This window comes from Streptomyces thioluteus, assembly GCF_039535865.1.
This window is the reverse complement of record NZ_BAAAXZ010000009.1, coordinates 1-25,037: the sequence shown is the minus strand read 5'-3', so window position 1 is coordinate 25,037 and position 25,037 is coordinate 1. Positions and strand designations below refer to the sequence as shown.

Here is a 25,037-nt window from a genome sequence, read left to right as displayed (position 1 = left end):
GGCTCCGGCGAGCCGGGGGCACGGCGCGTTCTCGGCCGTCGGCCTCTCAGCCGTCGGCCAGTGCCTGCAGGCGGGACATCGAGCCGTTGAAGCGGTCGTGGTCGCCGACGGTCGGGCCGGTGTCGGTGTACTGCCAGAACGTGTGGAAGCCCCAGCCGCTCGGGAGCGTCCCGGGCGAGGACCCGTACCGCGGGATCCACAGCGGGTTGACCGAGCCGAACGAGCCGTTGTCACCGGTGCACTGCCGCCACCAGGTGGTGGAGGTGTAGACGACCGCGTCGCGGCCGGTGCGCTCCCGGTACGTCGCGAAGAAGTCCTTCATCCAGGAGACGAGGGCGCTCGCGCTCATCCCGTAGCAGGTGCTGCCGTACGGGTTGTACTCCATGTCCAGCACGCCCGGCAGGGTCTTCCCGTCGCCGGACCAGCCGCCGCCGTGGTCGGCGAAGTAGTTCGCCTGCGCGGCGCCGGAGGAGTGGTCGGGCAGCGCGAAGTGGTACGCGCCGCGGATCATGCCGACCTCGTAGGAACCGTCGTACTGCTGGGCGAAGTAGGGGTTGGTGTAGCCGGTGCCTTCGGTGGCCTTGGTGTAGGCGAAGCGGACGCCGGAGTTCCAGAGGGAGCTCCAGGGGACGTTGCCGTTGTGGCTGCTGACGTCCACGCCCTCGACGGACGCGGTCACGGGGGGCGGGGTGTTCGGGCTGCGGCCGCCCTCGTGGGCGCGGACGGTCGAGCCCAGCCAGTCCCGCTCGGGGTGGGCCGGGCGGGGCGGGGCGGAGCGGGACGCGTGGGCGGTGCCGGTGCCCGGGAGGGCGAGGACCATGGCGAGGAGGGCGAGTAACGCGATCACGGCGGTTCGGGGTCTGGCGGTTCGGGGTCTGGACATGCTGCCGCCTCCGGATTCCCGTGGGGTGGTGTGTTCATGTCATACCCAGATGGCGGTGCTGTAGCTGGTCCGAACCTGCGAAATACTGGCGGGGCCTTTCGCCTTTCGACCCCTGCAGAGCCGGAGAGGGCCACCGTGCACCAGACCGCCCCCACGCCGTCGCCCGCCGAGGGCGAGGAGCAGCCGTTCCTCGCCCTGGAGCGCGAGCTGTCCGTGTTCCTGCGCCGTGCGCGGGCCACCTCCGGTGAGATGGCGCGCGAGGTCCACCCCGAGCTGGAGCCGGCGGCGTACGGACTCCTCGTCCGCCTCGCCGACGCCGGACGACAGCGGGCGACGGACCTCGCGGCGTACTTCGGCGTCGGCAAGGCGACGATGAGCCGGCAACTGCGGGCGCTCGACGAGCTCGGCCTCGTCGCGCGCACGCCGGATCCGGCGGACGGGCGCGCGTCGCTGGTCGACCTCACGGAGGAGGGACGGGCGCGATTCGCGCGGGTGCGGGAGGCGCGGCGCGGTGAGTATGTGCGGCGGCTGGAGGGGTGGGACCGGGGGGAGATCGGGGAGTTGGCGCGGCTGCTGCACCAGTTGAACGGGAGCCTCGGGGGGTAGTTCCCCCCCGCCCGCCCTTTCCCCGTTTCCGCAGGGCTGCGCCCCCTGCACCCCCTACGACCGCCCTCGGGTCGGGGTGCAGGGGAAGCCCCGCCCACCCCGCGCGGAGCGCGGTGCCGGGCCGAGGGGCGGAGCCCCGGAAGAAATTGGGGGCACCTCCTGGGGGCACCCCCAGCGGTAGCTGGGGGAGGTAGCTGGGGGAGAAAGGGCGGGACAGGGGCACATCCAAAAGGTTGTACGGAAACCGGCGGATTGACCGCGGGCCCAACAACCCCCTTCCATCGGCAAGATGACCCGCAGACCATTAGCCGTCACCGCGGCCCTCACCGCCACCCTCCTCGCCACGGCGGCCCCCACCCAGGCCGCCCCCGCCGCAAAGGCCACCGCAAAAACCACCCGCGCCAGCACCGCCACGGACGGCACCCCCGCCAACGGCACCTCCCGCTCCCCCTCCCCCAGCGCCGACGGCCGCTACGTCGCCTTCTCCTCCGACGCCACCAACCTCGTCCCCGGAGACACCGATCAACGGGCGGACGTCTTCGTCAAGGACCTCCGCACCGGGCGGATCGTCCGCGTCACCGCCCCCGAGCACGGGCCGGGCATCAAGGCCGCGGCCACCGAGCCGTCCCTCAGCGCGGACGGCCGCCGCGTCGCGTTCCGTTCCCTGGTCGAGGACTGGTCCCGCCCCGGCCATCCGCCCGTCAGGACGAGCCACGTCCATGTGACCGACCTGCGCACCGGGCGCACCGAGCAGGTGGACGTCGGCCTCGGCGGCGAGGACGGACGGTTCTCCGGCTTCCCGGTGATCGGCCCGGACGGCCGCTCGGTGATGTTCACCTCGGGCAGCTCCTACGTCGAGATCGCCGACCACATCTCCAACGCCCGTCTCTACGAACGGGATCTCGTCCGGAAGGCGAGCACTCTGATCGCCTCCTCCCCGCGGCACGTCGCCGTCACGCACGGCTCCACCAGCCGCGACCACCGGCGGGTCGCGTACGAGGACCTGTCCATGGGTGTCTCGGGGCGGCCCACGAGCGAGATCCACCTCCTCGACCGGCGCACGGGCGAGGACCGCAGGCTCGACCTCCCCCACGACGGCGGCCAGGACCACCAGTCGGCCCACAACCCCTCCGTGAGCGCCGACGGCCGTTACGTCCAGTTCACGTCGGCGGCGCCCAACCTGCTGCCCGGCGGCGAGCGGAACCGGCCGTACGTCTACCTCTACGACACGCGGACGGGGAAGCTGCGCCGGGCCGCCGAAGAGCCCGCCTCCAAGGCGGAGTTCAGCGGTGACGGACAGCGGCTGGCCTACGAGGGACGCCAGGTCCGGCTGCGTGATCTGCGGTCGGGGCGGACGTGGGACGTCAGCGTGACGCCGGAGGGCGCGCCGAGCGCCAAGGGCGGCCGCGAGCCCGTGCCCGACGCCCACGGCGACGCCGTCGCCTTCACCTCGTTCTCCCCGGACCTGGTGCCGGGCAAGGCCCCCGATGTGGGGCACATCTATCTGCGCCGCCTCCGCTGACCAAGAGGCTGGCCAAGAGAGAAAACCGCTACAACTCCGCGTACACCACGGATGCGTCGTCGTGCGCCTTCCCCCGCCGGAACGCCACGCACTCCGGATCCGCCAGCTCCGCCGCCCGTACCCGGTCGATCAGGGCCCGGGGCCCGGACTTCGCCAGCAGGCCCAGGCACCGGGCCCAGTCGCCGGCGCGGAAGACCTCCACCCAGCGGGACGCGCCGTCGCTCAGCGCGGCCAGGGCGCGGACCGCGTCGCGCGGCAGGGCGCCGGTGACCGCGCGGGAGACGACGGACGGATCGGCGGCCGCGGTGAAGAAGCCGCCGTCCGCGTTGCGTTGGGCGTCGGTGACGGGACCGCGCGCGGCGAGCCGGGCGATGCGGTCGTCCAGGACGGGGGTGACGGCGCCGTCCGCGCCCTCCACCAGGAGTACGGAGTCGGACAGCACCAGGTACTCCACCCGCGCGCCGTCCCAGCGGGCCAGCACGGCCGTGGCCTGGGGGGTGCGGCGGTGTGCGAGGTCGCACCCGCCGCCGTGGGCGGCCGTGGTGCGGGCGATCGCCTCCGCCAGGCACTCCCGGAGGCCCATCTCCCGCCGGGCGGCGCACAGTTCCACGAGTGCGCCGCCCAGGTGCGCCGTGAACCAGGCGACCCCGTGCACACATCCGTCGTCGCCGTCCGGCGGCGGGGTCACCCCGTCCAGCAGGACCAGCGCGCCGCCCCGTCCCGAGGCGGGCAGGACGGCGGACACGAAGTCCTCGTCGGGCCGGGACGGGTCGCCCGGCCGGGTGGCCAGTTCGATACGCATGGGGCCAGTGTGCCCGAGCCGTCGCACGGGCCGTGATTTCCGCGGCGGTTGGCGCGCATCCTTCCGGCGCGCCGGGCGGTTTATCAGGTGGCGGTTGCCGGGGGAGGGGCCGGAATCGGACGCGCATTGCGGACGGGTCCGACGAACACGGCAACTTCCGGGACGGAACCCCACTCCTTCGAGTGGGCGGGCCGGTGACGGCCGCATGCCCCGCTGCCGTGCTGACAAGGTCCACTTCAGCGCCAGGGGGTGGACGGACGGGACCGACGAGACCACACAGAGCGGAATGTGAGCACCGGTGCGGAAGAAGCGGCTTCGGGGCGGCCAGAGAGAGCAGCAGACCACGGGCGTGCCCGAGCGCACCGCGCGCGCCCGCAACCGGCTGGCGCTCTCGGTCGTGCTCGCCTCCCTGGCGGTCCTGGGGGCGGGGGCCCTGGGCGTCGCCGACGCGTCGCGGGACGCGGCCGACTCCGGCCGGCTGGTCCCGCTGGCCGGGGCGGCCGACGACGCGGTGCGGCTGGCCCACTCGCTGGCCGACGAGCGGGACGCCGTCACGGCGTACGTGGCGGGCGGGCGCGGCGGCGTGCCCGGCGCCCTCACCGCGCGGCGGGCCGCGGTGGACCGCAAGCTGGGCGCGTTCCTGACGGCCCGTTCGTCCCGCACGGCGCTGCCCGCCGGCGTGCGCGAGCGGCTGGAGGAGCTGACCCGGCAGCGGCGCACGGCGCTGACCGGCAACGCCGACGCGCTGACCGTCTTCCGCCAGTACACCGCCACCGTGCAGGCCCTGCACGGCGTCGCGGGCACCCTGGCCGCCCGGCTGCCGGCCCGGGCCGGGACGGGGGACGCGGAGGCCGTGGCGCTGCTCGGGCGCGCCGTCGAGGAGGCGTCCGCCACCCGCGGCCTGCTCCTCGCCTCCTTCGCCGCCCGCGGCGACCGGCCCCAACTGGCCGCCGCCGCGCAGCAGACCGACACCCGCGAGCGCGCCGCCCTCGCCGACTTCGCCCAACTCGCCCCGGCCAAGGCCAAGGACGCCTACACCCGGGCGGTGGGGACCCCCGAGTCCACCGCCGCCGAGAGCCGGCTGTCCGGCCTGCTCGCCGGGGCGCAGCCGGTGTCCGTCGCGCCCGCGGAGGCCGAGGCGCTGCGCACGGCCCTGACCGCCCGGCTGGACCGGATGCGCGGCGTCGAGTCCGACCTCGCCGCCGCCGAGGCCGCCCACCTGGAGCGCGTCCGGGACCGGGACGTCACCGCGCTGCGCACCCGGGCCGGGCTCGTCGGCGTGTGCTTCCTGGCCGCCCTGCTGGCCGGGGTGCGCTCCACCCGGTCCGTGACGCGGCCGCTGGTCGCGCTGCGGCTCGGCGCCCGCCGGGTCTGCGCCGACCCGGCGGCCCGCGAGCCGGTGTCCGTCAAGGGCCGCGACGACGAGTTCGCCGAGATCGCCCGCTCGGTGAACGTCCTGCACGGCACGGTCGTGCGGCAGCGCGAGCGCATCGACCTGCTGGAGGGCGAGCGCGCCCGGCTGGACGCCGCCCGCCAGGACCTGGCCGCCGAGCGGGACGCCCTGCACGAGCGCGACCGGCAGCGCGACGCCGAGGCCGCCCGGACCGCCGGGCGGGCGCACAGCACCTGCGCGAGCATGTCGCTGCGCACCCTGGGTCTGGTCGAGCGGCAGCTGACCGTCATCGAGGCCATGGAGGCCCACGAGGCGGACCCGGACCGGCTGGACGTCCTCTTCAAGCTCGACCACCTGGCCACGCGGATGCGCCGGCACAGCGAGAACCTGCTGGTCCTCGCCGGCTCCGAGCACGCCGGCGGGCACGCGGGAGCGGTGCCGCTGCTGGACGTGCTGCGCGCCTCCGTGAGCGAGATCGAGCGCTACGAGCGGGTGCGCATCCACTCGCTGCCCGCCCGCGCCCAGCTCGCCGGCTTCGCCTCGGACGACATCAGCCACCTCGTGGCCGAACTCCTGGAGAACGCCACGGCGTTCTCCCCGCCGGACGTCCCGGTGCAGGTCTCCGGCTGGCTCCTGGAGAACGGCGACGTGATGCTCTCCATCCAGGACGAGGGCATCGGCATGGCCCCCGACCGCCTGGAGGAGATCAACTCCCTGCTGGCGCAGGCCGATCCGGAGCCGCCGGGCGCCGCGCTCCCGGGCCACGCGGACGAGCCCGTCATGGGCCTCGGTCTGTACGTCGTCGCACGGCTCGCCGCCCGGCACGCGGTCCGCGTCCAGCTGCGCGAGCAGCGGCCCGGCGGCATCACGGCCGTCGTGGTGCTGCCCGCCCGGCTGCTGCCCGCCGGCCCCCCGGCCGTCACCGACCCGCAGGCCGCACCGCCGGTCCCGGGCACCTCGACGGCGCCGCCCGTCCACTACCCGGGCGCGACGGCCGAGGCCAACTCCCACCAGCTTCCCGGGCGTTCGCGGCGCATGGCGGGCTTCGCCCCGCAGCCCGTGGCGTCCGGACCACCGGACGAGGCGACCATCCAGCTGATCGTCCCGCCCGGGATGCGCCCGGCGGTGCCGGAGCAGCGGCCCGCTGCGCCCGGACCGCAGCCGGTCGTCGGCCGGCACGCCAGGACGCCGGCCCCGGAGCCGCCACCGGCCCACTGCGCAGGCGGTACCACCGACAACGGGCTTCCCAAGCGCACCCCCCGCAGCGTGCCGCAGCCGCCGCCGGTGCAGCGGATGCGCCGGGGCGTGGACGCGGAGGCGCTGCGCGCCAAGCTCGCCGGCTTCCAGCAGGGGGCCCGGGAGGGACGGCGCGACGTGGCGCAGGAGCTCGCGGGGCAGCGGGACGGTGACCGGCGCCGGGCCGGGGCGCCGAACGAGGGCGGCAACGTCGAGGAGGCACGCGGTTGACTGCATTCACCGGAGGGGCGACCCCCGTCACCCCCATCGCCACCGGCCCGCACGGCGGCGCCGGGTACGGGCTGAGCCACGAGGCCCGCAACCTGCACTGGCTGCTGACCGACGTGGTCGAGGAGGTGCCCGGCGTCCGGTCGGTCGCCGTCGTCTCCTCCGACGGTCTGCTGCTGCTCTCGTCCGATCCCGAGGGCCGGCGCATCGGCGGGAGCCGGCCGGAGGGCCCCCGGCACTCCACGGCCGACCTGGCCACCATCGTCGCGGGCCTGGGCAGCCTGACCACCGGGGCTGCGGCGCTGATGGACGGGGGCACCGTCAAGCAGACGATGGTGGCCATGGAGGAGGGCAGCCTGTTCGTGATGACCATCAGCGACGGCTCGCTGCTCGGCGTCCACACCGCCCCCGACTGCGACATGAGCGTCGTCGCCTACCACATGGCGCTCTTCGTCGGCCGGGCCGGACACGTGCTCACCCCCGAACTCCGCAGGGAGCTGCGGCAGTCGGTGGAGGCGGTCCGGTGACGGGGAAGGCGTCCGGGACGCGGACCGCCGCGCGCGTGCGGCCGTACTCGTTCACCGGCGGGCGCGCCCCGTGCGGACACGTCCTCCAGCTGGAGACGTTCGTCCAGACGCCGCCGGGCGGCGAGGGGGACGCGACGAACCGGGTGCTCCCCGAGATCGGTGCCATCGTCGGCCTGTGCCGGAAGCTGCGCTCCGTCGCCGAGGTCTCCGCGCTGCTGAAGATGCCGCTGGGCGTGGTCCGCGTCCTCCTCGGCGACTTGGCCGACCAGGGAAGAATCCGCGTCTACGGCCCCGGTCACGGCACCGGCCGGCCCGACCGCGCGCTGCTCGAAAGGGTGCAGTGTGGACTTCGCAGGATCTGACACCATAACGGGACCGGAACCGGCCCGGGAGAAGCCGGACCCGGGGCCGCCCGGCCGGACCCGGGCCCCCGCCGCCACGAAGATCGTCGTCGCGGGCGGCTTCGGCGTCGGCAAGACGACGTTCGTCGGCTCGGTCTCGGAGATCACCCCGCTGCGCACGGAGGCCGTGATGACGGTCGCCGGCGAGGAGCTGGACGACGCCGTCGCCGTCCCGGAGAAGGACACCACCACCGTCGCCATGGACTTCGGCCGGATCACCCTCGAACCGGACCTGGTCCTCTACCTGTTCGGCACGCCGGGCCAGAAGCGCTTCTGGTTCATGTGGGACGACCTGGTGCGCGGGGCCATCGGCGCGGTGGTCATGTGCGACACCCGGCGGCTGGAGGACTGCTTCCCGGCCCTCGACTACTTCGAGAGCAGCGGTCTGCCGTACATCGTCGCCGTCAACCACTTCGAGGGCACGCCCCGGTACGAGCTGGAGGCGGTGCGCGAGGCGCTGTCCCTGGCCACCAGCGTGCCGGTGCTGATCATGGACGCCCGGAAGCGGATCACGGTCGTCGAGTCCCTGCTGACCCTCGTCGGCCGGGCCCTCGACGTCACCCCCGAACCGCGCTGAGACGGGTGCGGAACAGGGAGCCATGCGACGGATCCTCATAGTCGGGGCCGGCCAGTCCGGCCTCCAGCTCGCCCTCGGCCTCCAGGCCCGGGGGTACGACGTGACGCTCGTCTCCAGCCGCACGGCCGAGGAGATGCGCTCCGGCCGGGTCACCTCGACCCAGGTCATGTTCGCCTCCGCCCTCGCGCACGAGCGCGAGCTCGGCATCGACTTCTGGCACGACCGCGCCCCGCGCATCGAGGGGCTCGGCGTCTCGGTGGCCGGGCCGCCCGGACCCGGCGGGGCCGGGCGGGTGCGGCGCATCGTCGACTGGGTCGGCCGGCTGGAGGGCTGCGCCCAGTCCGTGGACCAGCGGCTGAAGATGGCCGGCTGGCTGGAGACCTTCGCCGCGCGCGGCGGCCGGCTCGTCGTGCACGGGGTCTCCGTCGGCGACCTCGACTACTTCGCGAGCCGCTACGACCTGGTGCTGGTCGCCGCGGGCAAGGGCGAACTGGCCGGCCTCTTCCCCCGGGACGCGGCCCGCTCGCCGTACACCGCCCCGCAGCGCTGCCTCGCGCTCGCGTACGTGCACGGCCTGGGCCCGCGCCCGGAGCGCCCGGAGTACGACGCGGTGCGCTGCAACATCGTGCCGGGTGTGGGGGAGTTGCTGGTGATGCCGACGCTCACCCTGTCCGGCCGGGCCGACATCCTCTTCTGGGAGGGCCTGCCCGGCGGGCCGCTCGACGTCTTCCGCGCGGTGGACGGCCCGGCCGAGCACCTGGCGCGGATGCTGGCACTGGTGGAGCGGTTCACGCCGTGGGAGTACGGGCGGGCCACCGAGGTCGAACTGACCGACGCGGGCGCCACGTTGGCCGGCCGCTACACGCCGGTCGTCCGCGACCCGGTCGGGCGGCTGCCGTCCGGCGGGCTCGTGCTGGGGGTGGGTGACGCCGTCGTCGTCAACGACCCGGTCACCACGCAGGGGGCCAACTCGGCCTCCCGGTGCGCCGCTTCGTACCTGGCGTCCGTCGTGGAACACGGGGACGGCCCGTTCGACGAGGCGTGGATGCGGTCCGCCTTCGACCGCTGGTGGATGGCGGACGCCCGGCACGCCACCCGGTGGACGAACGCGATGCTGGCGCCCGCGCCCGGGCACCTGCGGCGGCTGATCGGGGCCGCGGCCGGGCTCCAGCCGGTCGCCGACCGGTTCGCCAACGGCTTCGCGGATCCCGCCGACTTCGAGGGCTGGCTCTTCGAGGAGGAGACGGCGGAGGCGTATCTGAGGGAGGTGGTGCGGGCGGTCAGCCCGTCCCCGGCCGGCGCGTGAGCGCGGGGGAGCTCACGGCGTTCCCGAGGAGGACGGGCAGCGGCGGGGCGAGCGGCTCGTCGCCCGCGTCCGGTCGTACGGCCCCCAGCAGCGGGTTGGCGGTGAGCGGGGAGACCCGCACCACCGTGCCCGGCCGGGGTGCCTGTATGACGCGGCCGGCGCCGATGTAGAGGGCCACGTGGGTGGCGTCCCGGTTGTAGACCACCAGGTCGCCGGGGCGCAGCCGGTCCAGCGGCACCTTGGGCAGCGACCGCCACTGCTCCTGGCTGGTGCGCGGGATGGCGCTGCCCGCGTGGGCCCACGCCTGCGAGGTGAGGCCCGAGCAGTCGAAGGACGCCGGGCCCGCCGCGCCCCACACGTAGGGCTTGCCGAGCTGCTGGTAGGCGTAGTCGACGGCCATCGCGCCGTGCCGGGTGGGCGGAGGGCTCCCGGCCGGTGGTTCCGCCGGGGGGCTCCTTCTCCTCCAGGCGCCGCAGCTCGGCCAGTTGGGCCGGGGTCAGCGCGGCCAGCAGCTTCTCGACCTCGTCGAGCCTGTCCCGGGCGGTGTCGCGCTGCCGCTGCTTCCGGGCGGCCAGGCTCAGCTGGACGTCGAGGGCCTCGCGGGCCCGGTGGGCGAGCGCGGAGATGTGCAGGGCGCCGTCGGCGAGCCGGCCGAGCGTGCCGGCCCGGCGCCCGGCCGCGCGCCGGAGCTCGTGCCGGCGGTCCAGCGCGGGCCGCGGGTCGGCGGTGAACAGGAAGGTGATGACGGGGGAGAGGGCCTCCGTGGTGCCCCGGTACTGCTCGCGGGCCAGCCGGCCCGCCTCGTCGCGGCTGTCGGCCAGTTCGGTCCTGGCCCGGGCCAGCTCCTCCTCCGACCGGGCCACCGCCGTGCGCTGCAGGCGCAGCTTCGCGTCGGTGACGTCGTACGCCCGGGTGGCCTCCTCGGCGGACCGGTGGAGGGTGCGCAGCCGGCCGAGCAGCGCGCTGACGGGCTGGCCGGGCGGCGGGTCGGCGTGCACGCGGGGGTCCGGGGCGGACAGGGTGACGGCGGCGGCCAGCAGTACGGCGCACAAGCGGCGCACCAGCCGTCCTGACACGGGTTCACCTCCGGGCCGAGGTCCGTTTCGCGGTCCGGTCGGACCTCGGGAGGATCGTGTCATGCGGCAGTAGCATTATTGGTGCGTAGTGGCCACGCCTGGGGTCGAAACCGCCCAATGCGGTCAATTCGCTGGACGGTTGGTTGCCGTCCACCGGTTATGCGTCGGGCCGGGACCAGGGCCACCGCGGGCCCGTGCGCCGCCCGCCCTCGGGGGCGTACGTGTATTTCCAGCCCTTCGGCAGCCCGAGCCGGCGCGTCGTGCCGGCCTGGGCCCGCCGGTAGACCAGGACGGTCGGCGGACCGCCGTCCGCGTCGGGCACCGGCACCTCGTACACCTTCGGGGGATGCCCCGTCGGCCCCAGCAGTACCGGCAGCACCCGGCCGTCCAGGGGCCCGCCCTCGAAGGGCACGTCTTCGCTTCGCACGGCCCGAGCCTACGGGGCGGGAAGCAGGTGTTCCGCCTCCGTGAGCAGCGCCACCGTCCGGCGCGCCAGAGACGCCACCGCCCCGTCGGCGGGCTCCAGGGCGAGTGCCGCCGCGGCCACCCGGGCCGTCTGCGCGTCGCGCGCGGCGGTCGCCAGGAGCAGCGCCACGAAGTGGTCCACGAGCCAGTCGCGCAGCTCCTCCACGGCCGGCTGCTTGCCCTCGTCCAGCCAGGTCAGCGACGCGCCCTCGACCGCGGTGATCCAGGTGCGGACCGCCATCCGCAGCCGCACCCCCGGCTCGGGCACCCGCAGGTGCGCCAGGATGTGCCCCGCGGCGCTGCGCCGCACCTCGTCCACGATCGCCCCGGTCCGGGACGTCGCCACGACGCTGCCGCTGCGCAGCAGCGCACTGAACCCGGCGTCGTGCTCGTCCACGAAGGCGAGGTAGCGGTCGAGGGCCCCGGCCAGCCGCCGGGTGAGCGGCCCCTCCTCCGGCACGGCGAAGCACTGCGTGAGCTCCGCCACCGCACTGCCCAGCGCCGCCTCGTACAACTGCGTCTTGCCGCCCGGGAAGTAGCGGTAGACCAGCGGCCGCGAGACCTCGGCGGCGACCGCGACGTCGTCCAGCGAGACGTCCTCCGGCGCCCGGTGCGCGAAGAGCCCGAGCGCGGCCCGGATCAGCTGGGCGCGGCGCCGGGCGACGTCGAGCCGGCGGTAGGAGGCGGTTCCGCTGCTGTTGCTGCCGGTCATGCGGGAAGGGTAGTGGGTGGGGGGTACTTGCACCCTCCCCGCCCTTTCGCCTTTTCCTCCGGATTTCTTCCGGGGGGTCCGCCCGCTGCGCGGTGCAGGGGCGGAGCTCCGCTCACCGCGCGGAGCGCGGAGGGGCGAGCACCCTCACGCCAGCAGCCCCGAGCTGCGCCACAGCCTGCGGCCGGCACCCCGCAGCACCCCGATCTCGTCCAGGAAGTCCGTCAGCCGCTTCGCCCCCGCCTGCATGACCTCCCGCCGGTGGCCGCTCGCCTTCACCTGCGCCACCGCCTCCCGCCGGTCCAGCCCCACGTTGGTGTACACCGCCGGGTTGATGAACGCGACCGAGAACACCCGCGCAGCCTCCCCGCAGCTCAGCCGCGTCAGCTCCGCCTCCCACCGCGGGCAGCTCCGCATCTGCCGCCGCAGCTCCTCCCGTGCGTACCGCACGTGCCGGGCCTCCTCCACCACATGGATCCGCGTGACGCCGCGCACCAGCGTCTGCACCCGCTCGTCGGGGAACGTCAGCCGCTGCATGTAGTCGAGGATCTCCTCGCCGAGCAGGGTGCAGGCGAAGGAACCGGGCGTCGTCGAGACGGTCTTGAGGATCCGCGCCAGGTTGTGGTGGAGCCGCGGCACGGGGTACGCGGGCGCGCCACCGCGCTCGATCATGCGGGCGAACATCTTCGAGTGCCGGCACTCGTCCGCTATCTCGGTCAGCGCGTACCGCACGTGCGCACTCGTCACGGGCTTGTCGTAGATGTGCCGGACCAGCAGCTGCATCAGGATGAGCTCGAACCAGATGCCCAGCGAGGCCAGCGACGCCGCCTCGTGCCGGGAGAGATCCAGGCGCTGCTCCTCCGTCATCCGCCGCCACAGCGGCGTCCCGTAGAGGGAGACGAGCTCGGGCGGCCAGTACCACTTGCCCTCCTCCGGCGGCGCGTCCCAGTCGAGTTCGGTGTCCGGGTCGAAGGAGTGCCTGGCCGAGGACTCCAGCAGCCGCAGGGCGGTCTGTTCGCGGTCCTTGAGCGGCCCGAGCGCGTCGGCGTCCGTCACGGATGTCCCGTGCGTCCGTTCTGCCATGGCCGATCCCACCTCACTTACGGGTTACCCGGGGTCAGCGCTTATGAGACTACTTGTCAGCAAGCCCGTCAATCCCCTGCGGCGACTCCGTCCCGGCCGCAGGGGGCGTGGAGTTGGGAGGGCCCGGGATCATCTCCGTTTGTTCCTGACGTTGTTGTCCGACAGGATCGTGTCGTGTGCGAAGGGCAGCGGCCTGTGGGGCGAACGGTTCCAACGGGCCTGTGCGGACACGGGAGTCCTGATACCGGGGGAGGGTGGGCGCTGGAAGGGGCGGCTCCGGGGGAAGATGGAGCGCGAAGGCCGGAAGAGTGAACGCCGTACGGTGATTGAGGACTTTTCAGGCACCTGGTGCCTGCTTTGTCACTGTTTTGTGAGCGATACCGCATAAGGGAACGACTTGCGGTACAAGCACGTCTTCGCGGGCAGGGTACAGACAGGCGTGCGAGGGAGTGGATCGTTCATGACGCAATCTACCGGGCGGGGGCGGCACATCGCGGTGGCGGCCGCGTCGGGAGTGGCACTCCTCGGAGTGATACTGGGCTCGGTGGCGATGGCCAGTCAGGGCTCGGACGACGGGAAGAGCGGGCGGGCCGCCGCGGACGCGCCCACCGCGAAGGTGCCCCGCGAGCGGGGCAAGGCGGCCGAACCCGACGCGGGCGGCCCGGTGTCGGAGGAGATCTCGCACGACAGCGAGAGCCCCGGCAAGGTCGTCAACCTCACCATCGACGACGGCCCGGACCCCGTCTGGACCCCCAAGGTGCTCGACCTGCTCCGGCGCAGCAACGTCAAGGCGACGTTCTGCATGATAGGTCCGCGCGCCAAGGAGTACCCGTCGCTCGTGAAGAAGGTCGTCGCCGACGGCCACCGGCTCTGCGACCACTCCATGGACCACAACACCGCCATGGACAAGCGGCCCGAGTCCTACCAGGCGAGCCAGATCCTCGACGCACAGAAGCTGATAGAGGAGGCCGCCGGCGACGGGACGAAGGTCCGCTACTACCGCGCCCCCCGGCGGCGCCTTCACCCCCTACAGCCGCAAGGTGGCGGCGGCCCACGGCATGCGCCCGCTCGGCTGGCAGGTGGACAGCCGCGACTGGCAGCGCCCGGGGACGGCCCGCATCGTGGCCAACGTCAAGCGGGAGGTGGCCGACGGCCCCACGATCCTCTTCCACGACGCGGGCGGCGACCGCAGCCAGTCGCTGGCCGCGATGGAAGAAACGCTTCCCTGGCTGAAGCAGCAGGGATACGGCTTCAGTTTCCCGAAGATCTGAACCCCCGGGCACGACGAACTCCCGAATCGTTCCGGCGCCTTCAGGCCGCGGCTCCCCCAAGCCCGGCCTGCGCGCCGTGCGTTCGCACCTCCGCGTACGCAAAAGGCCCGTTCCGATCGGAATCGGAACGGGCCTTCACAGTGCGCTCGGCAGGATTCGAACCTGCAACCTCTTGATCCGTAGTCAAGTGCTCTATCCGTTAAGCTACGAGCGCGGGCTGCGAGAACTACTTTACATGCTCGTCCGGGTCGCGATGACCACGAGCGGGGCCATCGCGGAAGCGAATGCTGTGACGGCCCTCACGCGGTTCGCTTTCCGTCATCCACCCGCACATGCACGAAGACCCCGGATCAACCTGGTGGTCGATCACGGGGTCTTCCGGCACTTCCTTCGAAGTGCCCCCGGCAGGATTCGAACCTGCGCACACGGCTCCGGAGGCCGTTGCTCTATCCCCTGAGCTACGGGGGCGCGTCTTCCGTTCGAGCTCTCGCTCGCGGCGACAGAAAGAACACTACCAGCTCCGGCCGGGTGATCCGTAACGGGTTGCCGGGCGGGGCCGGGGGCGCTCGCCCGCAGGGGGCGGAAGTGCGGAAAAGCCGGACGCGGCGCCGGTCGCACGCCTACTCTCGGGGTTGTGCCTGGCTTGTCCGGCCGGGTCCTTGTTGTCGATGACAACAGGGTCATCCGGCAGTTGATCAGGGTCAATCTCGAGCTGGAGGGCTTCGAGGTCGTGACCGCGGCCGACGGTGCCGAGTGCCTGGAGATCGTGCACAGCGTGTGCCCGGACGTCGTGACACTGGACTTCGTGATGCCCCGGCTCGACGGGCTGCGGACGGCAGCGCGGCTGCGGGCCGACGCGCGCACGCGGCACATACCCGTCGCCATCATCAGCGCCTGCACCCAACTGGAAGTGGAGAGCGGGCGGTCGGCGGGGGTGGACGCGTTCCTGGCGAAGCCGTTCGAGCCCGCCGAGCTCGTACGGATGGTGCGCAGACTGCGGCGCGGCCGCGGGGGAGCGGGGGAGGCGGTGCCGGCGGAGGGCGCCGCACCGGGGGATGCGGAGCCGGCCGTCCGGCCCGCGGGGTAGAACGCGACGGCCCGGAGGAAACCTGTTGGCGGAGCGACCCGCCTCCTCCCCTAGTCTTGGTCCCGTGACCCCCGCCGATCTCTCCCGCACCGTGCTCCACGCCGTGCGTCGTGCCGTCGAGGCCGACGAACTGCGTGCCGCGGTGCCGGCGACGGCCGGTGTGCGGGTGCCGCCCCGGCCGGGATGCGGCGACTACGCCACCGGCATCGCGCTGCGGCTGGCCAAGGACAGCGGGCGGCCCGCCCGGGACGTGGCCGAGGTGCTGCGGCGCCGACTGGCACGGGAGCCGGGCATCGCCCGGGTCGAGATCGCCGGGCCCGGGTTCCTCAACATCACCCTCGACGGCCCGCACCACGGACGGCTCGTACGGGAGGCGCTCGCATCACGCGCCCAGAGCGAACCGCTTCCGCTGCGCCCCCCCGACGCGCTGGTGCGACGACTCGGCCCCGACGCCGCCCGGTGGAGCCTCCTCTGCCCCCCGGGTCTCGACCGCGATCTGCTCCTCGTCCAGCGCGAGAGCAACCCCCTCTTCCGGGTGCGGTACGCGCACTCCCGCTGCCGCGCGCTGCTGCGCAACGCCCGCGACCTCGGTTTCGGCCCGGAGGTCGAGGAGGCCTACGGCGACGGGGACGCCCCCCTGCTGACCGTCCTCGCCGACCACCCCCGCATCGCCGCCGCCCGCGACCCCGAGCGGCTCGCCCGCGCCCTGGAGCGGCTGGCCGACGCGTTCCTGCGCTGGCAGACGACGTGTACGCCGCTGCCCCGCGGCGACGAGAAACCCTCGGTCGTCCACCGCGCCCGGCTGGCCCTCGCCGACGCCACGGGAACGGTGCTCGCAGACGGCCTCCACCAGCTCGGCATCACCGCACCCGCACACCTCTGAGCACCTCCGAGGGGATCGCCACCATGAGCCGTTCCGCCCACCCCGCCGGGCCCCGCTACGCCGACGTCCTGCCCGAGGGACACCACCCCGCTCCGCCCGCCGACCTCAACGCCCTCGACCCGCGCGTGTGGTCCCGCACGGTCGCCCGCGACGCGGCCGGCACGGCCACCGTCGGCGGACTGGACGTCAAGCACCTGGCCGAGGAGTTCGGGACGCCCGCCTACTTCCTCGACGAGGACGACTTCCGGGCCCGCTGCCGGGCCTGGAGCGAGGCGTTCGGTCCGGACGCGGACGTCTTCTACGCGGGCAAGGCCTTCCTCTCCCGCGCCGTCGTGCGCTGGCTGACCGAGGAGGGGCTCAACCTCGACGTCTGCTCGGGCGGCGAGCTCTCCACCGCGCTCGCCGCGGGCATGCCCGCCGAGCGCATCGCCCTGCACGGCAACAACAAGTCCGTCGAGGAGATCACCCGCGCCGTCGAGGCCGGCGTCGGACGGATCGTCGTCGACTCCTTCCAGGAGATCGTGCGCGTCGCCCACATCGCCCAGAAGGCCGGGAAGCGGCAGCGGGTGCAGATCCGCGTCACCGTCGGCGTCGAGGCGCACACCCACGAGTTCATCGCCACGGCCCACGAGGACCAGAAGTTCGGCCTCCCGCTGGCCGGCGGACAGGCCGCCGAGGCCGTGCGCCGGGTCCTCAAGCTCGACGGGCTGGAGCTCGTCGGCGTCCACTCGCACATCGGCTCGCAGATCTTCGACACCTCCGGTTTCGAGGTCGCGGCCCGCCGCGTCGTCGGCCTGCTGGCCGAGGTCCGCGACGAGCACGGCGTCGAGCTGCCGGAGATCGACCTCGGCGGTGGCCTGGGCATCGCCTACACCTCCGAGGACGACCCGCGCGAGCCGCACGAGATCGCCACCGCGCTGCGCGCCATCGTCGAGCGGGAGTGCGCGGCCGCCGGGCTCGCCGTGCCGCGGCTCTCCGTCGAGCCGGGGCGCGCGATCGTGGGACCCACCGCCTTCACGCTCTACGAGGTGGGGACGGTCAAGGAGCTGCCCGGACTGCGCACCTACGTCAGCGTCGACGGCGGCATGTCCGACAACATCCGTACGGCGCTCTACGACGCGGACTACTCCGTGGCACTGGTCTCCCGCACCTCGACGGCCGAGCCCATGCTCTCCCGCGTCGTCGGCAAGCACTGCGAGTCCGGTGACATCGTCGTGCGCGACGCCTTCCTCCCCGCGGACCTCGCCCCCGGCGACCTGCTCGCCGTCCCGGCGACCGGCGCGTACTGCCGGTCGATGGCGAGCAACTACAACCACGCGCTGCGCCCGCCCGTCGTGGCGGTCAAGGACGGCACGGCGCGAGTGATCGTCCGACGCGAGACCGAAGAGGACCTGCTCCGGCTCGATGTCGGCTGACCAAGCCGCTGACGAACAGCGGAGTCTCGGATGCTGGACGGGCTGGGGAACCACCCGTCCGGTGAGTGAGACTGTGTATTACCCAAGATGTACAGGAAACGAGGTCGCATGATGCGTACGCGTCCGCTCAAAGTGGCGCTGCTGGGCTGTGGAGTAGTCGGCTCCGAGGTGGCGCGCATCATGACGACGCACGCGGACGACCTCACGGCGCGGATCGGAGCCCCCGTCGAGCTGGCCGGCATCGCCGTCCGGCGGACCGGCCGGGTCCGCGAGGGCGTCCCCGCGGAACTGATCACCACCGATGCGACGGCCCTGGTCAAACGGGGCGACATCGACGTCGTCGTCGAGGTCATCGGCGGTCTGGAGCCGGCCCGCGCGCTGATCACCACCGCCTTCGAGCACGGCGCGAGCGTCGTCTCCGCCAACAAGGCGCTGCTCGCCGAGGACGGCGCCGCGCTGCACGCCGCCGCGGAGAAGCACGGGGTGGACCTCTACTACGAGGCCGCCGTCGCCGGTGCCATCCCGCTGGTCCGGCCGCTGCGCGAGTCCCTGGCCGGTGACAAGGTCAACCGGGTGCTGGGCATCGTCAACGGCACCACCAACTTCATCCTCGACAAGATGGACACCAGCGGCGCGGGCTACTCCGAGGCGCTGGACGAGGCCACCGCGCTGGGCTACGCCGAGGCCGACCCCACGGCGGACGTCGAGGGCTTCGACGCCGCCGCCAAGGCCGCGATCCTGGCGGGCATCGCGTTCCACACCCGGGTCCGGCTGGACGATGTCCATCGCGAGGGCATGACGGAGGTCACGGCCGCGGACTTCGCCTCCGCGAAGCAGATGGGCTGCACCATCAAGCTGCTGGCGATCTGCGAGCGCGCCGCCGACGGCCGCTCGGTCACCGCCCGGGTGCACCCGGCGATGATCCCGCTGACGCATCCGCTCGCCTCGGTGCGCGAGGCGTACAACGCGGTGTTCGTCGAGGCCGAGGCGGCCGGGCAGCTGATGTTCTACGGCCCGGGCGCCGGCGGCTCGCCGACCGCCTCCGCGGTCCTCGGCGACCTGGTCGCCGTCTGCCGCAACAAGCTGGCCGGGGCCACCGGCCCGGGGGAATCGGCGTACGCGGCGCTGCCGGTGAGCCCGATGGGCGAGGTGGTCACGCGGTACCACATCAGCCTCGACGTCGCCGACCGGCCGGGCGTCCTCGCCCAGGTCGCCACGGTCTTCGCCGAGCACGGCGTCTCCATCGACACCGTCCGCCAGCAGGGCAAGGACGGCGAGGCGGCGCTGGTCGTCGTCACCCACCGGGCCGCCGACGCCGCGCTGTCGGCCACGGTCGAGGCGCTGCGCAGGCTGGACACGGTGCGCGGGGGTCGCGAGCATCATGCGCGTTGAGGGCGAGTAGGGAAGCAAGAGGAACGACCATGAGTGCGAACAAGCCCACCCGTCAGTGGCGGGGCATCATCGAGGAGTACCGCGACCGGCTCCCGGTCTCGGCGGACACGCCGGTGGTCACGCTGCGCGAGGGCGGCACGCCCCTGGTGCCGGCGCAGGTGCTCTCCGAGCGCACCGGCTGCGAGGTCCACCTGAAGGTGGAGGGTGCCAACCCCACCGGTTCCTTCAAGGACCGCGGCATGACGATGGCCATCTCGCGCGCCAAGGAGGAGGGCGCGAAGGCCGTCATCTGCGCCTCCACGGGCAACACGTCCGCCTCCGCGGCCGCCTACGCGGTGCGCGCGGGCATGGTGTGCGCCGTCCTGGTCCCCGAGGGCAAGATCGCGCTCGGCAAGATGGGCCAGGCGCTGGTGCACGGCGCGCGCATCCTCCAGGTCGCGGGCAACTTCGACGACTGCCTCGACCTGGCGCGCGGCCTGGCCGACAACTACCCGGTGGCGCTGGTCAATTCGGTCAATCCGGTGCGTATCGAGGGCCAGAAGACGGCGGCCTTCGAGATCGTCGACGCGCTCGGTGACGCCCCGGACATCCACGTCCTGCCGGTCGGCAACGCGGGCAACATCACCGCCTATTGGCGCGGCTACCGGGAGTACGCCGCCGACGGCATCGCCTCCCGCACCCCGCGCATGTGGGGCTACCAGGCGTCCGGTTCGGCGCCGATCGTGCGCGGCGCCCCGGTGAAGGACCCGCACACCATCGCCACGGCCATTCGCATCGGCAACCCCGCCTCGTGGCAGTTCGCCGAGCAGGCGCGCGACGAGTCGGGCGGCCGCATCGACGAGGTGACGGACCGCCAGATCCTCGCCGCCTACCGGCTGTTGGCCGCGCAGGAGGGCGTCTTCGTCGAGCCCGCCTCGGCGGCGAGCGTCGCCGGCCTGCTCAAGGCGGCCGAGGCGGGCGAGGTCGACCCGGGCCAGCGCATCGTCTGCACGGTGACCGGCAACGGCCTCAAGGACCCCGACTGGGCCGTGGCCGGCGCCCCGCAGCCGGTGACCGTGCCGGTGGACGCGGCCGTGGCCGCGGAGCGGCTCGGCCTCGTGCAGTAACTCGCGCGGCGAAAGGCCTGGTCCGTGCGCCGGAGCGGCGCCCCTTCGACGGGGCCGCCCGGCGCGCGGACCGATCCGCCCCGCTGATACCGCCCCGTCGCACAGGAAGGGGCAGGATCAGGGAAAGACCGTCTCAAATCCGGCGCGCCGCAGGCGACACGCATCGCGCGCCTCCTGTGCGCCCTATGTCGCCACAGAACCTTCCTTCGATAGGCTGTCCTCACTCCGCCCCGTCGCAGAACCGAGCCGCCCTCCATGCGGTCTCGCCGTCGCGGCCCTTGCGGATGTCGCACGCCCTACCAAGGCCACACCAAGGAGAGTCATCGAGCGATGGCCGGTCCCGCCTTCCGCGCCGCCGCCGTCCGAGTGCGCACCCCTGCCACCAGCGCCAATCTCGGTCCCGGCTTCGACGCCCTCGGTCTGTCCCTGGGTCTTTACGACGACGTCGTGGTCCGGGTGGCCGAATCCGGGCTGCACATCGACATCGCCGGCGAGGGTGCCGATTCCCTCCCGCGCGACGAGAGCCACCTGCTCGTACGGTCCCTGCGCACCACGTTCGACCTGCTGGGCGGCCAGCCGCGCGGCCTCGAGGTGGTCTGCGCCAACCGCATCCCGCACGGCCGGGGCCTGGGTTCCTCGGCCGCCGCGATCTGCGCGGGGATCGTCGCCGCCCGGGCGGTGACGATAGGCGGGGCCGAGCGGCTCGACGAGACGGCGATGCTGGAGCTGGCCACCGAGATCGAGGGCCACCCCGACAACGTCGCCGCGTGCCTGCTCGGCGGCTTCACCCTGGCCTGGACGGACGGGGGAGCGGCCCGGGCCATTCGGATGGACCCGGCCGATTCCATCGTTCCGGTGGTCTTCGTCCCCGGCAGGGCGGTGGCCACCGAGACCGCGCGGGGGCTGCTGCCGCGGCAGGTCCCTCATGTGGACGCCGCGGCCAACGCCGGCCGGGCCGCACTGCTGGTCGAGGCGCTGACCCGGCGCCCCGAGCTGCTGCTCGCGGCCACCGAGGACCGGCTCCACCAGGAGTACCGCGCCCCGGCGATGCCGGAGAGCGTGGCCCTGGTCAACCGGCTGCGGGCGGACGGCGTGCCCGCGGTCATCTCCGGCGCGGGCCCCACGGTGCTCGCGCTGGTCGAGGACAGCGCGGCCGACAAGGTCGCGCGGCTGGCGGGCGAGGGATGGGCGGCCAACCGGCTGGCCCTCGACGCCGGGGGGACGAGCGTGCTGCCGCTCGCCGCGTGAGGCGGGAGCGGGGGCGGCGCTCGACAGGAGAAGGGCCCCGCGAAAACGCGGTTGCCGGTCTTTGAGAGGGGGAATGTTTGTGGGATCCGGTAGTGTTAACCTCAAGTCTGCACCCGAAGCCACATCGGCTCGGTGCTCTGTGTCCCGATCAGGGACCGCTTTTCTTCCGGGAGCCTCCCAGACTGCCTGAGCAGATTCGAGCACGCTCCGGAATCGGCGTGGGCGACATGAGTGAAGCGATGCGTCTTTATCTTCACTGATTCCTTCACGTCGGCATCAATGCACTGATTCTTCCGCCGTACCGCGGCGGACCACCGCCCCGGCCCGGTCCGCACAGCAGACCGCAGCCGGACAGCACAACCGGTCGCCGAGCCAGACAGGCCGACGCCCGCTCCAGGGAAGGACCCCTTCGTGAGCGACACCACCGATCTGATGGGCGTGAACGCCGCCGGCACTGACAAGAGTGCCTCCGCGCCCGCCACGGACGCTCCCGCCGCGCCTGCCACCGGTGCTTCCGCCGCCCCGCGGCGGCGACGCTCGGGCACGGGCCTCGACGCCATGGTCCTGGCCGAGCTCCAGCAGCTCGCTTCCGGCCTCGGCATCAAGGGCACCGCGCGGATGCGCAAAGGCCAGCTGATCGAGGTCATCAAGGAGAAGCAGGCCGCCTCCGGCGGTGCCGCCAAGCCCGCGGCCGAGCCGGCCGCGGACGCGCCGGCGGAGAAGCCGAAGCGCCGTGCCACCTCGCGGGCCCGTACGGGCGAGGCCGAGAAGGCCGCCGAGCCGGCCGCGGCCCAGCAGCAGATCGAGATCCCGGGCCAGGGCGGCGGCGACGAGGCGCCGGCCGGCGAGCGCCGTCGTCGTCGGGCCACCGCGCCCGCCGGCAGCCCGGAGGGCGCCGCCGAGGCGCGCACCGAGACCCGCTCCGAGGCCCGCACCGAGGTGCTGACCTCGGAGAAGCCGGAGGCCGAGGCCGAGGGCGGCCGCAAGGGCGACCGTCAGGACCGCGGCGAGCGCGGCCAGAAGGGCGACCGCCGGGAGCGCGGCGAGCGGGGCGAGCGCGGTCAGCGCGACCGCCGCGGCCGTGGCGAGGAGGGCGCCGGCGCCGGCCAGCAGGGCGGCAGCCGCCAGCAGCGCGAGCGCGCCGGCCGCGCCCCCGAGGGCCCGCCAGGACGAGGACGACTTCGACGGCGGCCGCCGCGGCCGTCGCGGCCGTTACCGCGACCGCCGTGGCCGTCGCGGCCGCGAGGACTTCGCGAACGAGCCGCAGCTGTCCGAGGACGACGTCCTGATCCCCGTCGCGGGCATCCTCGACATCCTCGACAACTACGCGTTCATCCGGACCTCCGGCTACCTGCCCGGTCCGAACGACGTCTACGTCTCCCTCGCCCAGGTCCGCAAGAACGGCCTGCGCAAGGGCGACCACGTCACCGGCGCGGTGCGCCAGCCCAAGGACGGCGAGCGCCGCGAGAAGTTCAACGCCCTCGTGCGCCTCGACTCGGTGAACGGCATGGCGCCCGAAACCGGCCGCGGGCGGCCCGAGTTCCACAAGCTGACCCCGCTCTACCCGCAGGACCGCCTGCGGTTGGAGACCGACCCCGGTGTTCTGACGACCCGAATCATCGATCTGGTCGCCCCCATCGGCAAGGGCCAGCGCGGTCTGATCGTGGCCCCGCCGAAGACCGGCAAGACCATGATCATGCAGGCGATCGCCAACGCGATCACCACCAACAACCCCGAGTGCCACCTGATGGTCGTCCTGGTCGACGAGCGTCCGGAAGAGGTCACCGACATGCAGCGGTCGGTCAAGGGCGAGGTCATCTCCTCGACCTTCGACCGCCCGGCCGAGGACCACACCACCGTCGCCGAGCTGGCCATCGAGCGCGCCAAGCGCCTCGTCGAGCTGGGTCACGACGTGGTCGTGCTGCTCGACTCCATCACCCGCCTGGGCCGCGCCTACAACCTGGCCGCCCCGGCCTCCGGGCGCATCCTGTCCGGTGGTGTCGACTCGACCGCGCTCTACCCGCCGAAGAAGTTCTTCGGCGCCGCGCGCAACATCGAGGACGGCGGCTCGCTGACCATCCTGGCCACCGCGCTGGTCGAGACCGGCTCGCGCATGGACGAGGTGATCTTCGAGGAGTTCAAGGGCACCGGCAACATGGAGCTCAAGCTCGACCGGAAGCTCGCCGACAAGCGCATCTTCCCCGCGGTGGACGTCGACCCGTCCAGCACCCGCAAGGAGGAGATCCTGCTCGGCGCCGACGAGCTGGCCATCGTCTGGAAGCTCCGCCGTGTGCTGCACGCGCTGGACTCGCAGCAGGCCATCGAGCTGCTCCTCGACAAGATGAAGCAGACGAAGTCCAACGCCGAGTTCCTGATGCAGATCGCCAAGACGGCGCCCGCGCCCGGCAACGGCAACGACTGACGGTCCCGTACCGGAGCGGAACCCCCCGTCGCGAGAGCGACGGGGGGTTCCGCTTTTTGTCGCCTTGTCGTCGTCGTGATCTTGCCGAGTCCTCCTCGTGACCTTCTGAGACTTCCGCCACAGGGGCACCGCCTCGCACGACCCCGCGCAAGTCCCGTCGTAACGGGTGAAAACGCAGGTGGCAGGGGGTGCGAGAAAGATCGGGGCGCCGCGATTCCGGCCCGTTCCTAAGAAAGCCCTCACACGGCACCGTGCAACCCTGTCGCAGACCTCGCCGTCTGAGTTCCACGACGGCAGGGGGGAAGCCGAACCAGCGGAGGACTGAGGAACGTATGGCGGACGAGACCAGGGGTACGAGGGCCGGTGCGCGCCGCCGGCGGCCCGGCGGGCCCCGTGGCCGCCGGCGCAAGCCCCGCGAGCGCCGCAAGGGCTGGCGAATAGCCCTCTGGACGACCACGGCGGTGGTCGTCCTGGGCGGCTCGGGCGTCGGGTACGCCTACTTCAAGCTCAACGGCAACCTGCACGGCGTCGACATCAACTCCGCCCTCGGCACCGACCGCCCCGACAACGTGGACAACGGCTCGCAGGACATCCTCGTCCTCGGCTCCGACTCGCGGGCCGGCGCGAACGGCCAGTACGGCCGGGACGAGGGCAGCGCCCGCTCCGACACCGCGATGATCGTCCACGTCTACGCGGGCCACAAGAAGGCCAGCGTCGTCAGCATCCCGCGCGGACACCATGGTTCCCCGCCCCGAGTGCAGGACGCTCGACGGCAAGGTGAGCCCGGCCGTCAAGCGGGCCCAGTTCAACGACGCCTACTCGGTCGGCGGCGCGGTCTGCGCGGTCAAGACCGTCGAGGCCATGACCGGGATCCGCATGGACCACTACCTGGAAGTGGGACTTCGCACGGCTTCCAGAAGCTCATCGACAAGCTCGGCGGCGTCGGAGGTCACCACCACCAAGCGGATCCGCGACCCCGTACAGCCACCTCGACCTGCCCGCGGGCAGCCACCGGCTCGACGGCGAGCAGTCGCTGGGGCTGGTGCGCACCCGGCACGGCGTCGGCGACGGCAGCGACCTGGGCCGCATCAAGCATGCAGCAGGCGTTCATCAAGGCGCTGATCGACCAGGTCAAGTCCGTCGGGCTGTTCACCAACCCGGCCAAGCTCTACGGGATCGCCGACACGCCACCAAGGCGCTCACCACCGATTCCGATCTGGCCTCGGTCAACAAGCTGCTCTCCTTCGCCAACGGGCTCAAGGGCATCGGCTCCAGCGACATGCACATGACCACCCTGCCGGTCGGCGCCGATCTGCTGGACAAGAACCGGGTCGCGCCGCTGCCCCAGGCCAAGCAGGTCTGGCAGGCGCTCCACGACGACAAGCCCATCCCGAGTCCG

The 25,037-nt window shown here is 73.3% G+C and carries 19 protein-coding genes, 2 tRNA genes and 4 pseudogenes; 17 read left to right on the top strand and 8 right to left on the bottom strand.

The genetic code is table 11. From position 1 onward, the window contains the following. Positions 1-46 precede the first annotated feature (46 nt). Entirely contained in the window at positions 47-883 is an 837-nt protein-coding gene (locus ABD794_RS01095) for a lysozyme (protein WP_344960403.1), read from the bottom strand. Positions 884-1,018: 135 nt separating this feature from the next. On the opposite strand from ABD794_RS01095, the gene ABD794_RS01090 reads away from it, so the two are divergent. Together ABD794_RS01090 and ABD794_RS01085 are read left to right on the top strand one after the other, a co-directional pair. Next, positions 1,019-1,489: a MarR family winged helix-turn-helix transcriptional regulator gene (locus tag ABD794_RS01090; RefSeq protein ID WP_344960402.1), complete on the top strand. Its 471-nt coding sequence runs from the start codon at positions 1,019-1,021 to the stop codon at positions 1,487-1,489. A gap of 289 nt (positions 1,490-1,778) precedes the next feature. After that, a complete protein-coding gene (locus ABD794_RS01085) occupies positions 1,779-3,011 on the top strand; it encodes a TolB family protein (protein ID WP_344960401.1) in 1,233 nt (410 codons plus the stop codon). Positions 3,012-3,039: 28 nt separating this feature from the next. On the opposite strand, the gene ABD794_RS01080 is transcribed toward ABD794_RS01085, so the two are convergent. After that, positions 3,040-3,813, bottom strand: a complete 774-nt coding sequence (locus ABD794_RS01080) for a hypothetical protein (protein ID WP_344960400.1) — start codon at positions 3,811-3,813, stop codon at positions 3,040-3,042. Between the two features lie 298 nt (positions 3,814-4,111). Between ABD794_RS01080 and ABD794_RS01075 the strand changes: the two genes are divergently transcribed. From ABD794_RS01075 to ABD794_RS01055, 5 genes are read left to right on the top strand one after another with little or no spacing between them, the layout of a single operon-like run. Further along, positions 4,112-6,673, top strand: coding sequence for a sensor histidine kinase (locus ABD794_RS01075; protein WP_344960399.1), 2,562 nt, complete (start codon positions 4,112-4,114; stop codon positions 6,671-6,673). Between the two features lie 35 nt (positions 6,674-6,708). After that, positions 6,709-7,197, top strand: a complete 489-nt coding sequence (locus ABD794_RS01070; RefSeq protein ID WP_344960413.1) for a roadblock/LC7 domain-containing protein — start codon at positions 6,709-6,711, stop codon at positions 7,195-7,197. Continuing rightward, the gene (locus ABD794_RS01065; protein ID WP_344960398.1) at positions 7,194-7,559 is read left to right on the top strand and encodes a DUF742 domain-containing protein; all 366 of its coding nucleotides are present in this window, start codon (positions 7,194-7,196) and stop codon (positions 7,557-7,559) included. Before ABD794_RS01070 ends, ABD794_RS01065 begins: the two co-directional genes overlap by 4 nt. A gap of 4 nt (positions 7,560-7,563) precedes the next feature. Further along, entirely contained in the window at positions 7,564-8,175 is a 612-nt protein-coding gene (locus ABD794_RS01060; protein WP_344960412.1) for a GTP-binding protein, read from the top strand. A gap of 22 nt (positions 8,176-8,197) precedes the next feature. Continuing rightward, positions 8,198-9,481 (top strand): styrene monooxygenase/indole monooxygenase family protein, encoded by a 1,284-nt coding sequence (locus ABD794_RS01055; protein ID WP_344960397.1) that lies wholly within the window; start codon positions 8,198-8,200, stop codon positions 9,479-9,481. Here the strand turns inward: ABD794_RS01055 and ABD794_RS01050 are convergent. Further along, positions 9,456-9,881 (bottom strand): C40 family peptidase, encoded by a 426-nt coding sequence (locus tag ABD794_RS01050; protein WP_344960396.1) that lies wholly within the window; start codon positions 9,879-9,881, stop codon positions 9,456-9,458. The genes ABD794_RS01055 and ABD794_RS01050 overlap by 26 nt on opposite strands. Before the next feature lie 13 nt (positions 9,882-9,894). Here ABD794_RS01050 and ABD794_RS01045 point away from each other — a divergent pair, with 13 nt between their 5' ends. Next, positions 9,895-10,554, top strand: coding sequence for a hypothetical protein (locus ABD794_RS01045; protein WP_344960395.1), 660 nt, complete (start codon positions 9,895-9,897; stop codon positions 10,552-10,554). Positions 10,555-10,714: 160 nt separating this feature from the next. Here the strand turns inward: ABD794_RS01045 and ABD794_RS01040 are convergent, their stop codons facing one another. The 3 genes from ABD794_RS01040 to ABD794_RS01030 all read right to left on the bottom strand — a co-directional run bounded on the left by ABD794_RS01040 (position 10,715) and on the right by ABD794_RS01030 (position 12,814). After that, positions 10,715-10,984 carry a hypothetical protein gene (locus ABD794_RS01040; RefSeq protein ID WP_344960394.1) on the bottom strand — a complete coding sequence of 90 codons (270 nt, stop codon included), beginning with the start codon at positions 10,982-10,984 and terminating at the stop codon, positions 10,715-10,717. A 9-nt stretch (positions 10,985-10,993) separates the two neighbouring features. Then, entirely contained in the window at positions 10,994-11,734 is a 741-nt protein-coding gene (locus tag ABD794_RS01035) for a TetR/AcrR family transcriptional regulator (protein WP_344960393.1), read from the bottom strand. A 144-nt stretch (positions 11,735-11,878) separates the two neighbouring features. Beyond that, the gene (locus ABD794_RS01030) at positions 11,879-12,814 is read right to left on the bottom strand and encodes an AurF N-oxygenase family protein (protein ID WP_344960392.1); all 936 of its coding nucleotides are present in this window, start codon (positions 12,812-12,814) and stop codon (positions 11,879-11,881) included. A gap of 460 nt (positions 12,815-13,274) precedes the next feature. Between ABD794_RS01030 and ABD794_RS01025 the strand changes: the two are divergent. Continuing rightward, positions 13,275-14,085: pseudogene (locus ABD794_RS01025) on the top strand (polysaccharide deacetylase family protein). A 141-nt stretch (positions 14,086-14,226) separates the two neighbouring features. Here ABD794_RS01025 and ABD794_RS01020 read toward each other — a convergent pair. Together ABD794_RS01020 and ABD794_RS01015 are read right to left on the bottom strand one after the other, a co-directional pair. Beyond that, positions 14,227-14,299 (bottom strand) — tRNA-Arg (locus tag ABD794_RS01020). A gap of 182 nt (positions 14,300-14,481) precedes the next feature. Further along, positions 14,482-14,553 (bottom strand) — tRNA-Arg (locus tag ABD794_RS01015). A 223-nt stretch (positions 14,554-14,776) separates the two neighbouring features. Between ABD794_RS01015 and ABD794_RS01010 the strand changes: the two genes are divergently transcribed. From ABD794_RS01010 to ABD794_RS00975, 8 genes and pseudogenes are all read left to right on the top strand, one after another. Then, positions 14,777-15,172, top strand: a complete 396-nt coding sequence (locus ABD794_RS01010; protein WP_425585892.1) for a response regulator — start codon at positions 14,777-14,779, stop codon at positions 15,170-15,172. Positions 15,173-15,236: 64 nt separating this feature from the next. After that, the gene (nrtL, locus tag ABD794_RS01005; protein WP_344960391.1) at positions 15,237-16,055 is read left to right on the top strand and encodes an ArgS-related anticodon-binding protein NrtL; all 819 of its coding nucleotides are present in this window, start codon (positions 15,237-15,239) and stop codon (positions 16,053-16,055) included. Between the two features lie 23 nt (positions 16,056-16,078). After that, positions 16,079-17,470, top strand: a complete 1,392-nt coding sequence (lysA, locus tag ABD794_RS01000) for a diaminopimelate decarboxylase (protein ID WP_344960390.1) — start codon at positions 16,079-16,081, stop codon at positions 17,468-17,470. 108 nt (positions 17,471-17,578) lie between these two features. Next, a pseudogene (locus ABD794_RS00995) lies at positions 17,579-18,872 on the top strand (homoserine dehydrogenase). 19 nt (positions 18,873-18,891) lie between these two features. Continuing rightward, positions 18,892-19,968: a threonine synthase gene (gene thrC / locus ABD794_RS00990; RefSeq protein WP_344960389.1), complete on the top strand. Its 1,077-nt coding sequence runs from the start codon at positions 18,892-18,894 to the stop codon at positions 19,966-19,968. A gap of 330 nt (positions 19,969-20,298) precedes the next feature. Continuing rightward, complete coding sequence (gene thrB, locus ABD794_RS00985; protein ID WP_344960388.1) at positions 20,299-21,216, top strand: homoserine kinase; 918 nt, start codon at positions 20,299-20,301, stop codon at positions 21,214-21,216. A gap of 411 nt (positions 21,217-21,627) precedes the next feature. Then, positions 21,628-23,638, top strand: a pseudogene (gene rho / locus ABD794_RS00980) (transcription termination factor Rho). A gap of 332 nt (positions 23,639-23,970) precedes the next feature. Next, positions 23,971-25,037: pseudogene (locus ABD794_RS00975) on the top strand (LCP family protein); the annotation flags it as partial.